The sequence below is a fragment of the Streptomyces sp. NPDC048566 genome (assembly GCF_043199735.1).
Taxonomy (GTDB): Bacteria; Actinomycetota; Actinomycetes; order Streptomycetales; family Streptomycetaceae; genus Streptomyces.
This window is the reverse complement of sequence record NZ_JBICWL010000001.1, coordinates 783,727-796,506: the sequence shown is the minus strand read 5'-3', so window position 1 is coordinate 796,506 and position 12,780 is coordinate 783,727. Positions and strand designations below refer to the sequence as shown.

At 73.4% G+C, this 12,780-nt stretch carries 11 protein-coding genes and 1 tRNA gene; 9 read left to right on the top strand and 3 right to left on the bottom strand.

Annotation, left to right across the window (positions count from 1 at the left end; genetic code table 11):
* Positions 1-360 precede the first annotated feature (360 nt).
* Positions 361-2,964, bottom strand: a complete 2,604-nt coding sequence (locus tag ACGFS9_RS03590) for an SUKH-4 family immunity protein (protein WP_393250539.1) — start codon at positions 2,962-2,964, stop codon at positions 361-363.
* Between the two features lie 7 nt (positions 2,965-2,971).
* A complete protein-coding gene (locus tag ACGFS9_RS03585) occupies positions 2,972-4,024 on the bottom strand; it encodes an SMI1/KNR4 family protein (protein ID WP_393250361.1) in 1,053 nt (350 codons plus the stop codon).
* Between the two features lie 228 nt (positions 4,025-4,252).
* Here ACGFS9_RS03585 and ACGFS9_RS03580 point away from each other — a divergent pair, with 228 nt between their 5' ends.
* Together ACGFS9_RS03580 and ACGFS9_RS03575 are read left to right on the top strand one after the other, a co-directional pair.
* Positions 4,253-4,756 carry a YwqJ-related putative deaminase gene (locus ACGFS9_RS03580; protein WP_393250359.1) on the top strand — a complete coding sequence of 168 codons (504 nt, stop codon included), beginning with the start codon at positions 4,253-4,255 and terminating at the stop codon, positions 4,754-4,756.
* Between the two features lie 80 nt (positions 4,757-4,836).
* Positions 4,837-5,361, top strand: coding sequence for an SUKH-3 domain-containing protein (locus ACGFS9_RS03575; protein WP_393250357.1), 525 nt, complete (start codon positions 4,837-4,839; stop codon positions 5,359-5,361).
* A gap of 47 nt (positions 5,362-5,408) precedes the next feature.
* On the opposite strand, the gene ACGFS9_RS03570 is transcribed toward ACGFS9_RS03575, so the two are convergent.
* On the bottom strand, positions 5,409-6,767 hold the full coding sequence (locus tag ACGFS9_RS03570; RefSeq protein WP_393250355.1) for a sensor histidine kinase: 1,359 nt from the start codon (positions 6,765-6,767) through the stop codon (positions 5,409-5,411).
* Positions 6,768-6,932: 165 nt separating this feature from the next.
* Here ACGFS9_RS03570 and ACGFS9_RS03565 point away from each other — a divergent pair, with 165 nt between their 5' ends.
* The 7 genes from ACGFS9_RS03565 (at position 6,933) to ACGFS9_RS03535 (ending at position 12,638) form a co-directional block, all read left to right on the top strand.
* Positions 6,933-7,808 carry a hypothetical protein gene (locus tag ACGFS9_RS03565; RefSeq protein WP_393250353.1) on the top strand — a complete coding sequence of 292 codons (876 nt, stop codon included), beginning with the start codon at positions 6,933-6,935 and terminating at the stop codon, positions 7,806-7,808.
* Between the two features lie 11 nt (positions 7,809-7,819).
* Positions 7,820-7,890 (top strand) — tRNA-Gln (locus ACGFS9_RS03560).
* Between the two features lie 121 nt (positions 7,891-8,011).
* Complete coding sequence (gene glmU / locus ACGFS9_RS03555) at positions 8,012-9,460, top strand: bifunctional UDP-N-acetylglucosamine diphosphorylase/glucosamine-1-phosphate N-acetyltransferase GlmU (protein ID WP_393250351.1); 1,449 nt, start codon at positions 8,012-8,014, stop codon at positions 9,458-9,460.
* Between the two features lie 125 nt (positions 9,461-9,585).
* Positions 9,586-10,560 (top strand): ribose-phosphate diphosphokinase, encoded by a 975-nt coding sequence (locus tag ACGFS9_RS03550; protein WP_393250349.1) that lies wholly within the window; start codon positions 9,586-9,588, stop codon positions 10,558-10,560.
* A gap of 213 nt (positions 10,561-10,773) precedes the next feature.
* Positions 10,774-11,373: a 50S ribosomal protein L25/general stress protein Ctc gene (locus ACGFS9_RS03545; RefSeq protein ID WP_393250347.1), complete on the top strand. Its 600-nt coding sequence runs from the start codon at positions 10,774-10,776 to the stop codon at positions 11,371-11,373.
* A gap of 88 nt (positions 11,374-11,461) precedes the next feature.
* Positions 11,462-12,058: an aminoacyl-tRNA hydrolase gene (gene pth / locus ACGFS9_RS03540; protein ID WP_393250345.1), complete on the top strand. Its 597-nt coding sequence runs from the start codon at positions 11,462-11,464 to the stop codon at positions 12,056-12,058.
* Positions 12,059-12,140: 82 nt separating this feature from the next.
* Positions 12,141-12,638: a hypothetical protein gene (locus tag ACGFS9_RS03535; RefSeq protein WP_393250343.1), complete on the top strand. Its 498-nt coding sequence runs from the start codon at positions 12,141-12,143 to the stop codon at positions 12,636-12,638.
* Positions 12,639-12,780 lie beyond the last annotated feature (142 nt).

Sequence of the window (12,780 nt, the reverse complement as noted above, 5' to 3'; positions counted from 1 at the left end):
CCACCTGGCTCCGCGCCGGCGCACCCGCGCCGGCCGGGACCGGGGCCGCCCGGCCCACCGCGGCCCGGACACGACGAGGCGCCCACCCGTCACCGGGTGGGCGCCTCGTCACCGACCGGGGCGGCTCGGCCGCCGCCGCGCCGTCACCACGTCCGGCCCTTCCCCCGCCCGTCCGCCCCGCCGGCACTCCGCCGGCGGGGCGGACGGCTGGTGCCGTGACCGGAAGCGTTCGCCGGAGGGCTCGCGGCGTCCGGTGCGGCGCACGGCGGAGCGTCGCCCGCGTACGGATGCACCCGGGTGATGCGACGACGCGGAGCCGTGCCGGGCGTCGCGAGCCGGTGAACCCCTCGGGTCAGGGCACTAGAGCAGGCCGTCCCACATCTGCTCCAGCAGCACCGACCACCAGCTCTCCGGCGAACCGAGCGCCGCGGGGTCGAGGGCGGCGAGCTGGGCCTGGAAGTCCACCGTCCAGCGCCCCGCCTGCTCCTGGTTGAGCCCGAACCGCAGCCGCCACATCCGGCCGAGCAGCGCGAGGCAGCGCGCGAACTCGGGCAGCCCCGTGTTCACGAACTGCGGCGGCACCGCGGCCCCACCGGGACCGGCCTCCACCGGCACGGCCACGATGTTCGCGGTGCCGTACTGGACGCAGAGCGCCTTGCCGAAGTCACTGCCCATGACGAGGTAGGACCCCGCGTCCGGGCCCGGCACGATGCCGCGTTCCCGGGCCAGTTCGGCCAGGGTCGGCACGGGCCGGCCCGGCTGGGCCTGCGCCCAGAAGAACGGGCCCATGTCGAGCGGCAGTCCGGCCACCACCAGGGTGTGCGCCACCACGTCGGGCACGCCCTGCCGGGACACCGCGCCCTGGTCGAAGCGGAACACGCCCGGCCCGAACGCCGCCGCCAGCTCCTGCGCGATCGCCTCCGGCGGCACCGGCGGCGCGGGATGCACCGGCGGGATCGGCGCGCGGACCGGCGCCGGACGCGCGGGCCCGTCCGCCACCTGATGCAACTCACCCTGATGCGCCAGGAGTTGCCGCATGCCCTGCTGCCGGCTGGCGTGGTCGGTGCCGTACGGAGCGATGCTCGTGATGCGCGCCTGCGGCCACGTCTCCCGGATCATCCGCGCGCAGTAGGCGCCCGGCAGCTCGCAGGACTCCAGCTCCGTGTGCAGCTCCAGCACCTGCTGCGGCGGCACGTTCATCGCCCGCAGCTCGTGCAGGATCTGCCACTCCGGGTGCGGAGTGCCCGGCGCGGAGCGGCGGATCAGCTGCTGCTCCGACCCGTCCTGCGCCCGGTAGCGCAGCACGGCCTGGTAACCGGGACCGACGGTCGGCAGACCCGCCTGCGGATAGCCGTACGCGGGCTGGGCGCCGGGCGGCGGACCGGGCGGGCCCGGCGGCACACCGGGGCCTCCCACGGAGGGACCCGCCAGCACGGTCGCCGCGTGGTGCGCCCCGCCCGGGGGCGGACCGGCGGGCCCGGGAGGCTGCGGTGCGCCGGGGGCGCCGGGGGCGCCGGGGGGCCGCGGAGCCGCGGGCGCGCCCGGGGCGCCCGGCGGCTGCGGAGCACCCGGACCACCGGCGGGCGGACCCGCGAACATCGTCGCCGCGTGGTGCACGCCGTCGCCACCGGGCGGCATGTCCCCCGGCGCGCCGGGAGCGCCCGGGGCGCCGGGCGGCTGCGGGGCACCGGGTCCGCCCGCGGGGGGACCCGCGAACATCGTCGCCGCGTGATGGACACCGCCCTCACCCGGAGGAGCCGGCGGGGCGGGCGGGCCGTCGGAGCCGTCCGGGCCGAGCTGCGGGACGAGGCTCGTGGGCACGTACCCGCCGCCGGGGGCCCCGGGGGGCGGCGGCGGACCGGCCGGCCGCGCGCCCGGGACGCCCGGGGCACCCGGCGGCGGAGCGCCCGCACCGGCGGAACCACCGCGCGGCGGCTGCGCCTTGCCGGTCGCGGCGTCGGCGATGTCACCGGCGTGCGGCGGGGTGCCGGGGGCACCCGGCGCCGGCGGGGCGGCCGGCGGCGGCGTGTCCGCGGGTCCGGGCTCGTCGACCCGCGGGGACAGCGCCGTGCGCGGAAGCGCGCTGCCCCCGGACATCAGAGCGGTCTTCGCCTCCGGCGGCGCCGCGGGCGGCGGGGTGTCGGCATCGTCCGAGCCGGTCAGCGGCGGCGCGAACACCGTCGCCGGCAGCGGCACGGAACGGTCCTCACCGGCATCCGCGTTGGTGTCCGTACCGGCCCACGGCGTCGCGTCGGCGGGCACACCCGGGGTGGTGTCGCGCAGCCCCGGCCCCTCGTCGTCGTCCGTCGCGGCGGCGGGCCACGGCGTGGCACCGCCGGGAGCCGCCGGACCGCCCGGCCCGGCCACGGCCGGCGGCACGGGCGGGGCCGGAACCGGCGCGGAGGGCGCGGACGTACCGTGCGCCCCCGGCGTGGAAGCTCCGTCGCGCGCCCCTGAGTGCCCCGACGCACCCGGCAGCGAACCCCCGTCACCGGAGGCACCCCCCGCCGGACCGTCACCCGACGCGTCGGCGACCACCGCCGGACGGGAACCCGCCCCGTCCGACCCCGCCTCGGCACGCCGGTCCGGAATACCCATCCGGTCCGCCGCCTCCTGCAACCACTCCGGCGGACTCAGCAGGAACGACGTCTGGTTCAGATCCACCCGCGCCGCGGGCTCCGGCGCCGGCTCGGCGGCGGCGTCCGGCCCCCCGTACTCCTCCTCGTACCGGCGGATGACCTCCCCCACCGGCAGCCCCGGCCACAGCGTGGCCTCGCCGCTGTCCCGCGCGATGACCAGGCGCTGCGCGCCCCCGTCCGACCGCGGGCCCTCCGCCCGGTCCTCCGCCCACACCACGAAGCCCAGCTCGAACTCCCGGACCCGCACCTCACGGTGCTGGTAACCGGGCACGTCCCCGTTGATCCACTCCTCGGCGCGCTCCTGCGCCTGCGCGAACGTCACCATCACCGGCTCACTCCCCCACCGAGGAGCCGGCCGGACCGGCGGACTCCCCCGTCTGCGACCCGACCGGCACCGCGTACGCGAAACCGCCGTCCACCATCAGATTCGCCACCGTCTCCAGCTCCGGCGGACGCCCCGCCAGCCGCGACAGGAACACGTCGAAGTCCTCACCGCACGGCAGCAGCAGCCGCTCCACCCGCTCGGCCGGCGGCCAGGCGTCCCGGTCACGGGCGTCGTCGAACGCGCAGAACCAGACCGAACCGATCCGCTCGCCCTTCACCTTCACCGCCAGCAGACCGCCCTGCACGAACGCGACCCCCAGGTAGTCCTTGGTCAGGTGGTCGCGCAGACACTTGTTGACGTACACCAGGTCGTTCACCGCGGCCTCGTCCCGCACCGTGAAGAACGGCTGGTCCACCAGCAGCCCCAGCTCGGCGTCGAGCGCGGCGCCCACCGGCGCGCACCCGCCCGCGGCCTTCAAAAACGAGCGGTACGCGCCCGGCAACCGGTACCCGAGATCCTCCTCGACCCCCTGCACCTGCTGCTCCGTCACCGCCACCGACGCCTTCGGCAGACCGAAATGCGCCGGCCGCGTCTCCTGCAACGGCCGCGTCCCCCGCTTGTCGTGGTCCACCGCCGCCGACGCCACCCCGCCGTGGTGCCGCAGCAACGCCTTCACCTCGACCGGGACCAACTCCAGCCGCCGCGTCCCCGCCACGTGGTGCCACGTCCACCCGTGCGGCGTCGCCACCGGCGAGATCGTGTCCCACAAGGCGTGACCCGACGCCGCCAGCGCCGCGTTCGCCGAGACGTAGTCCGTCAGCCGCAACTCGTCGACCCCGAAACCCTCCGGCGGCTCGGCGATCTCCGCGGCGGCACGCGCGTAGTGCGAGAAATCGGGATACCCGTGCTCATCCACCCGCACACCGGCAGGATGGCGTGCGGCCCGGACCGGATCCGGAAAATGCACGACCTGCCCGGCATAGGCCGCGTTCGGTGGCGCGGCACGGCCCTCAGCCTGACGGCTGGGAGGTGCCCCCAGCCCGAGCCGACCTGTCGTCATGGCTGTTGCCCCCTGCGGCGATCTCAATAGCTGAATGGAGCCCGGATGTCGACAGCCTAAGCGTTCGCACGACACCGGTCACCGGGCCTCCGCTTCCGTGACCAGCCGTCACCCCGCAGTGACCCACCGCCGAAGACCGGGCGTGTCGCAACGCCCCAGCTTCCGCACCCGCCACGGCGTTTGGCAGTCTGTCTCCGCACCGGGGGATGCACGGGAGGAAAAAGGATCATGAGCGTGACGCACACGGGCACCTCCGGCGACCCCCGGATCGACTGGAGCGGCACCGAGACACCGCCCACCCCCACCCTCCTGCACCGCCGCGACGGCATACTCCCCACCGTCGCCGCCGCCCTCTCCGTCCGCGGCGCCACCCTCACCGGCACCGCCGCCCGCGGGGACCAGCCCCCCGCCCTGCACCCGCTCGTGCAGGACTTCCTCGACACCCTCACCCACACCCACCGCGACCGCTCCACCGGCCGCTGCGCCGAAGCCATCCTCATCTCCCGGCACATCACCACCGCCGACGCCGACCGCAGCAAGCGCGCCGCCCGCCGCCCCATGACCAACGGCGAGGCCCGCAAAGCCCTCAAGCACGCCAAGCTCACCGCCCGCCGCATCCGCGAGGACGGCGACCCCCTGCACGGCAGCTTCGCCCCGCCCTGCCGCTCCTGCACCGCGCTCAGCGACCACTTCGGCGTCCGCATCGTCGACCCCACGGCACAGCAGGGCTGAACAGCCCCCCACCCCCACACGTATCCACCGGCGGCGCCCCCACGACACCGCCGGCCCCGTCCCCGACGAACGAACGGCAGATGCAAGCAGAACGCTCCCCCTCCCCGCCCCCCGGGCCGGGCGGACCCGCCCCGGCACGCTTCCCCGCCCCCGTGGAGACCGCCCTGCGCTCCGCGGGCTGGCAACCCGGACGCTGGGACATAAAGCAGGCCGAATACTGGGCCGACGCCCTGCGCGACCACACCTCGCCCGCCGGACACCGGCACGCCGTCTTCCCCGCAGCCGTCGAGGCCTGGGCCGAGTTCGGCGGGCTCCGCATCACCGCGCCCGGACCCGGCCGCCAGGTCGCACCCGCCGCACTCGACCTCGACCCGCTGCACGGCCTCCACCTGGCCCGCACCCTCGGCGACCTCGGCCGCGCCCTCGACACCGAGGTCTGCCCCCTCGGCGAGGAAGCCGACTCCCACGCCCTCCTCGCCATCGACGCCGCGGGCCGCGTCTACGCCCTCGACCACACCGGCGACTGGTACGTGGGCCCCCACATCGACGCGGCCCTCACCACCCTCCTCACCGGCGCGCCCCCCACCCGCCTGACCACCGCCTGAGCCCCCCGCGCCACACCCCGCCGAGGGGTCGGCGGACTCGCGCGCGCCTACGCGGGAATGACCGCCGACACCCGGAAGCCCCCCGCGTCCGTCGGCCCCGACACGAACACGCCCCCCAGCGCCGACACCCGCTCTCGCATCCCCAGCAACCCGTTCCCCCCGCTGGGCAGCCGCACCTGCGAACCCGCCCCCGCCTCCGGCGGGCACTCGTTCTCCACCTGCATCGCGATCTCCGACATCCGGTGCGCCAGCCGCACGTACGTCTTCGCACCCGCCGCGTGCTTGTGGACGTTGGTCAACGCCTCCTGCACCACCCGGTACGCCGTCTGCTCGACCTCCCGCCCGTACGCCCGCACGTCCCCCTCGACCGACAGGGCCACCACCATCCCCGCCGCCGCCGACTGCCCCACCAGCGCGTCGAGCTCCGCGAGACACGGACCCTCCCCCGCCGCACCCGCCTCCACCGCGTCCCCGGCACCGTCCGCCGCACGCGAGGCCGCCACCGCCGCGGCCGCACCCACCGCCGCCAACGGCACCGCGGGGGCCGCCGCCGGCGGCGACGCCTCCGGCACCCGCACCTGCGGCCCGCTCCCGGTCCGCAGCACCCCGAGCATCTCCCGCAGCTCGGTGAGCGCCTGCCGGCCCATGTCCCCCACCAGCGCCGCGTTGCGCACCGCCTTCTCGGGGTCCTTCCGGGCCACCGCCTGCAGCGCCGCCGCGTGCACCACCATCAGCGACACCCGATGCGCCACCACGTCGTGCATCTCCCGCGCGATCCGGGTGCGCTCCTCGGCGCGCGCCCACTCCGCCCGCTCCTCCGCCCGCTCCGCGAGCAACTGCAACTCCCGCTCCAGCGAGTCCGCCCGCTCCCGCAGGCTCTCCATCAACCGGCGCCGCGCCCCCATGTACAGGCCGAGCAGCACCGGCGGCGCCGTCATCCCGATCGCCGTCGTGATCGACGCGAACGGAACGAACCAGCCCCCCATCGCCACGTCGCCGCTCGACACCCCCTGGTGCGTCCGCACGAACGTCACGATCAGCATCCCGGCGAACGACATCGCCGCCAGCGCCGCCGTGATGCGCCGCGGCAGCTCGGACGCGGCCAGCGTGTACAGCCCGACGAGCCCCATCAGGAAACCCATCTGGGCCGGCGTGATCGCGATGGACACCAGCACCACCGCGATCGGCCACTTCCGCCGCACCAGCAGCACGGACCCCGCGATCACCCCGAAGGCGACGCCGACCGGCACGGGCAGCCCCGCGTCGTGCGCGAACCGGACCCCCTCACCGCCGCACTCCGCCGCCGACGCCAGCGCCAGCCCCGCGTCCAGCACGGCACCGCGCCACCTGACCCACCACCACGGCCCGGTCCCGGCCGTGGCGTGCTCTTCCCCCGTCGTGGTCATGACTCCAGCCTACGGGCGGCCCGCGCCCCATTTCCGGTGAGTTTCCCCTCCCGGCCTACACCACCCACCCCCTCGAACAGAAGCGAAATCAACGGTTATCCCTCGAACTGTTGACTGACTCACTCGTCACCCCGGAAGGTCCGATTCCGCCCGGACGATATGCCCATGGCGCATGCACGACGGGACTTCGACGACTTCGAGGCACTCCGGGACCAGGCACTCTCACTCCGCGCGGCCGGCCTCAGCCGCCGCCAGATCCGGGACCGCATCCAGGTCCACAACAACGACCCCCTCAACCGCCTCCTCGAAGGCGAACCCCTTCCCGACCGCCCCCGACACCCGAGGGCGAAGGACGACCTGCGCGCCAGGGCCCGCGAGCTACGCCTCCAGGGCTGGACCTACGACCGCATCCAGCTCGAACTGGGCTGCTCGAAAGGCTCGATCTCCCTCTGGGTACGCGATCTGCCGACGCCGGAGCGGAGGAAGCGCACCCGGGAGGAGGCCTCGGCCATCGCCAAGCGCGGCTGGGAGGTCACGATGCGGCTGCGCGACGAGGAGCGCCGCCGGACGAAGGACGCCGCCGCGACCGAGATCGGCGCCCTGTCCGACCGCGAACTGTTCCTGCTCGGAGTAGGCCTCTACTGGGCCGAGGGCTCCAAGACCAAGCCGCACCTCACGCAGGAGCGCGTCACCTTCACCAACAGCGACCCCCGCATGATCGAGGTCTACCTCGCCTGGCTGCGCCTGCTGGGCGTATCCCCCGATCGCCTGCGGCTCCACGTCCACATCCACGAGACGGGCGACATCGAAGGGGCCGAACGCTTCTGGACGGAACTCGTGGGCACCGACGCCACGGCACTCGGCAGGACCTATCTCAAGCGGCACAACCCAAAGACCAACCGGAAGAACCTCGGCCGGGACTACCGCGGTTGTCTCGTGATCCGGGTCCTGGGCAGCGCCGAGCTGTACCGTCGCATCGAAGGCTGGTGGTACGGCATAGTGTTGTCCGCACGCGAAGCCAGTTCATCGAATCGGGCATAGCAGACGAACCATCCCGGGTCGTCTAATGGCAGGACAAAGAGTTTTGGTCTCTTGAATGAGGGTTCGATTCCTTCCCCGGGAGCTTCACCTGAGCGGGCCCTGACACCTCCATCGGGGCCCGCTCCCCCATCCCTCCCGGTACGCCCCGGTATCCTGCGGATGTCTGACCACACCCCAGCCATCCGAAGCCGAAGGGCACCCTCGTGAGCGCCAATCGCCCGGCAGCCGTCGTCGTACTCGCAGCGGGTGAGGGCACCCGTATGAAATCGGCCACACCCAAGGTCCTGCACGACATCTGCGGCCGCTCCCTCGTCGGTCATGTGCTCGCCGCAGCGCGCGAGTTGGACCCCGAGAACCTGGTCGTCGTCGTGGGGCACGCCCGCGAGCAGGTCGTCGGCCACCTGACCGCGATCGACCCGGACGTGCGGACCGCGGTGCAGGCCGAGCAGAACGGCACCGGGCACGCCGTGCGGATGGGCCTGGAGGAGCTGGGCGGGACGGTGGACGGCACCGTGGTCGTGGTCTGCGGCGACACCCCGCTGCTGAGCGGGGAGACGCTGCGAACGCTCGCCTCGACGCACTCCGCCGACGGCAACGCCGTGACGGTGCTGACCGCCGAGGTCCCCGACGCCACCGGCTACGGCCGCATCGTGCGGGACGGCGCGAGCGGCGCGGTGACCGCGATCGTGGAGCACAAGGACGCGAGCGACTCGCAGCGGGCGATCCGGGAGATCAACTCGGGTGTCTTCGCCTTCGACGGTCGGCTCCTCGCGGACGCGCTGGGCAAGGTGCGGACGGACAACAGCCAGGGCGAGGAGTACCTGACGGACGTGCTGGGGATCCTGCGCGAGGCGGGGCACCGGGTCGGCGCGGCGGTGGCGGGCGACCACCGGGAGATCGCCGGCATCAACAACCGGGTGCAGCTCGCCGAGGCGCGGCGCATCCTGAACGACCGGTTGCTGACCGGGGCGATGCTGGCCGGCGTGAGTGTCGTGGATCCGGCGTCGACGTGGGTGGACGTGACGGTGACGTTCGAGCAGGACGCGGTCGTGCACCCGGGGACGCAGTTGCAGGGGGCGACGCACCTGGGCGAGGGCGCCGAGGTGGGGCCCAACTGCCGCCTGCGGGACACGCGGGTGGGGGCGGGGGCCCGGGTGGACAACACGGTGGCGGACGAGGCCGAGGTGGGGCCGGGGGCGACGGTGGGTCCGTTCGCGTACCTGCGTCCGGGGACGCGGCTCGGGGTGCGGGCGAAGGTCGGCACGTACGTGGAGACGAAGAACGCGACGATCGGCGAGGGGACGAAGGTCCCGCACCTGTCGTACGTCGGGGACGCGACCATCGGCGCGTACTCGAACATCGGCGCCGCGAGCGTGTTCGTGAACTATGACGGACAGGACAAACACCACACGACGATCGGGTCGCACTGCCGGACCGGTTCGGACAACATGTTTGTGGCACCTGTCACGGTCGGGGACGGCGCGTACACCGCGGCGGGCTCGGTGATCACGAAGGACGTGCCGCCCGGTTCGCTGGCCGTGGCCCGTGGCCAGCAAAGGAATATCGAGGGTTGGGTGGCGCGCAAGCGTCCCGGGAGCGCGGCGGCGAAGGCCGCGGAGTCGGCCGTCCGGGGGACGCGGAGCGGGGACTGACCGGAAAGCGGTACGTCCGGGACGGCGTACCGTGATACGTGCACACCCCAGCTGAGAGGGCCGCTCGCAATCCAGCTGAGACGAGCTTTCTCGCCCACTGAGTAGACCTCTGAGGAGACAGTGCTGTGACCGGGATCAAGACGACCGGCGAGAAGAAGATGATGTTCTTCTCCGGCCGCGCCCACCCCGAGCTTGCCGAGGAGGTCGCCCACAAGCTGGGTGTCGGGGTCGTCCCGACGAAGGCCTTCGACTTCGCGAACGGCGAGATCTACATCCGCTACCAGGAGTCGGCCCGCGGGGCGGACTGCTTCCTGATGCAGAGCCACACCGCTCCGATCAACAAGTGGATCATGGAGCAGCTGATCATGATCGATGCTCTGAAGCGGGCGTCCGCCCGGAGCATCACGGTGATCGTGCCGTTCTACGGTTACGCGCGGCAGGACAAGAAGCACCGCGGGCGTGAACCGATCTCGGCGCGTCTGATCGCGGATCTGATGAAGACGGCGGGCGCGGACCGCATCCTCACGGTGGATCTGCACACGGACCAGATCCAGGGCTTCTTCGACGGCCCGGTGGACCACCTGTTCGCGCTGCCGATCCTCGCGGACTACGTGGGCACGAAGGTGGACCGGTCGAAGCTGACGGTGGTGTCGCCGGACGCGGGCCGCGTGCGGGTGGCGGACCGCTGGTGCGACCGTCTGGACGCGCCGCTGGCGATCGTGCACAAGCGGCGCGACAAGGACGTGGCGAACCAGGTCACCGTCCACGAGGTGGTCGGTGACGTGCGGGGCCGGGTCTGCGTGCTGGTCGACGACATGATCGACACCGGCGGCACGATCTGTGCGGCGGCGGACGCGCTGTTCGCGCACGGCGCGGAGGACGTCATCGTGACGGCGACGCACGGTGTGCTGTCGGGTCCGGCGGCGGACCGGTTGAAGAACTCGAAGGTCAGCGAGTTCGTGTTCACGGACACGCTGCCGACGCCGGGTGAGCTGGAGTTGGACAAGATCACGGTGCTGTCGATCGCGCCGACGATCGCGAACGCGGTGCGCGAGGTCTTCGAGGACGGTTCGGTGACGAGCCTGTTCGAGGAGCAGTAGGACTGCGTTCCCGGTCGGCCCGCGGGCCGACCGAAGATCGATTTCTGGTACGGCCTCCCTGCCGCGTAAGCTGTCACGGTTGCTCGGCGAGGGAGGCCGTTTCGCTGTTCGAGGCGAATACGGCGGTCCGTTATCGACGCGCTCTTCGTAGCAGGCCGATGTGTGGCCGGGTGACCTGTCTGAAGGTTTTTCCCAGTTCTACGAGGAGTGATCATGTCCGAGGTCAAGCTGGCCGCCGAGACCCGCACCGAGTTCGGCAAGGGTGCCGCCCGCCGTATCCGCCGTGAGAACAAGGTTCCGGCGGTCGTCTACGGTCACGGCAGCGAGCCGGTCCACATCACGCTGCCGGGTCACGACCTGCTGCTGGCGCTGCGGACGCCGAACGTGCTGCTGTCCCTGGACATCAACGGCAAGAACGAGCTGGCGATCCCGAAGGCCGTGCAGCGTGACGCGATCAAGGGCTTCCTGGAGCACGTGGACCTGCTGCTGGTGAAGCGCGGCGAGAAGGTCACGGTCGAGGTCCCGGTGCAGACCGAGGGCGACCTGGCTCCGGGCGCGTTCGTGCTGGAGCACGTGCTGAACACGCTGCCGGTCGAGGCCGAGGCCACGCACATCCCGGAGTCGGTCACCGTCTCCATCGAGGGTCTGGAGGCCGGTGCCTCGATCCACGCCAAGGACGTCGCGCTGCCGAAGGGCGTCACCCTCGCCGTCGACGAGGACGCGGTGGTCCTCCAGGTCCTGGCCGCGCAGGCCGAGGAGCCGGCGGGTGACGAGGACGCCGAGGGCGCGGCCGCCGAGGCGACCGAGGCCTGATCCTGGCCGCCATCTTCAGCTGTGTCAGCCGCCGCTCCGGTCAGGGGCGGCGGCTGCCGCGTATCGAGGACGCAGGGGAGAGACGGACGTGACGAGCGAGGCCACCGCGCCCTGGCTGATCGTGGGGCTCGGCAATCCGGGCCCGGAGTACGCCATGAACCGCCACAACGTGGGCTTCATGGTGGCCGATCTGCTCGCGGGGCGGATCGGCGGGAAGTTCAAGCGGGCGGGGAAGGCGCAGGCGCAGGTGATCGAGGGGCGGATCGGTCCGCCGGGTCCGGCGAACCGCCGGGTGATCCTGGCGAAGCCGATGTCGTACATGAACCTGTCGGGTGGTCCGGTGACGGCGCTGCGGGACTTCTACAAGGTGCCGACGGGGAACATCGTGGCGGTCCACGACGAGTTGGACATCGACTACGGGGTGCTGCGGCTGAAGCTGGGCGGGGGCGACAACGGGCACAACGGCCTGAAGTCGATGACGAAGGCGATGGGCGCGGACTACCACCGGGTGCGGTTCGGGATCGGGCGCCCGCCGGGGCGGATGCAGGTGGCGGACTTCGTGCTGAAGGACTTCGCGTCGGCGGAGCGCAAGGAGCTGGACTACTTCGTGGACCGGGCGGCGGACGCGGTGGAGGCTCTGGTGATCGAGGGGCTGGAGCGGGCGCAGAGCACGTACAACTCCTGAGGCGGCGCCGGGGGTGGTCGACGTACGGGGACAACGGGGGACTTGTCCCCGCGGAAGTTGACCGGGTGCGCAGGCATGGCCAATGATCCCGGCCATGCCTGCTGTCTCCTCCCGTTCAAGCGCGTACCCGGCGTTGCGGTTCGGGCGGCTCGCGGCGATGGGCGCGGTGGCGCTGCTCATCCTGGTCGCGGGTGTCTGGGCGTCGTGGGGTACGGCGCAGCACGTGATGCTCGGCAAGGGCCGGGAGCGGGGCACGATGGCGGTGACGGCGTGTTCCGGCGGGGTGTGCACGGGACCGTTCAGGCCGACGTCGCCGGGTGCGCGGGCGCGGGAGCGGGTGCGGGTGGACGACTCCCCGGCGGTGCGTGAGGGCCGGACGTACACGGTCACGGTGAAGCCCGGCGGTGACGAGGTGGTGCGCGGCGGTCCGGCCGGGCTGCTGTACGCGTGGTCGCCGCTGGCCGGTGCGCTGCTGCTGGCGTCGGTGGTGGTGGCGGGCGGTCTGCGGCTGCCGCGGACGGCGTGGGCGATGGCGGGTACGGGGCTGGTTCTGCTGACGGCCGCGTGGGTGGCGTTGTAGGGGACGTGCGGAGCGCGCCCCGGGCCGTGGGGGGGGGGGGGGGGGGGCGCGGGGGGGCGGCGGGGGCGCGGGGGGGGGGGGGGGGGCCCGGGGGGGGCCCGGCGCGGGGCGGGCCGGCGCCGCGCGGGCGCGGCGCGGGCGG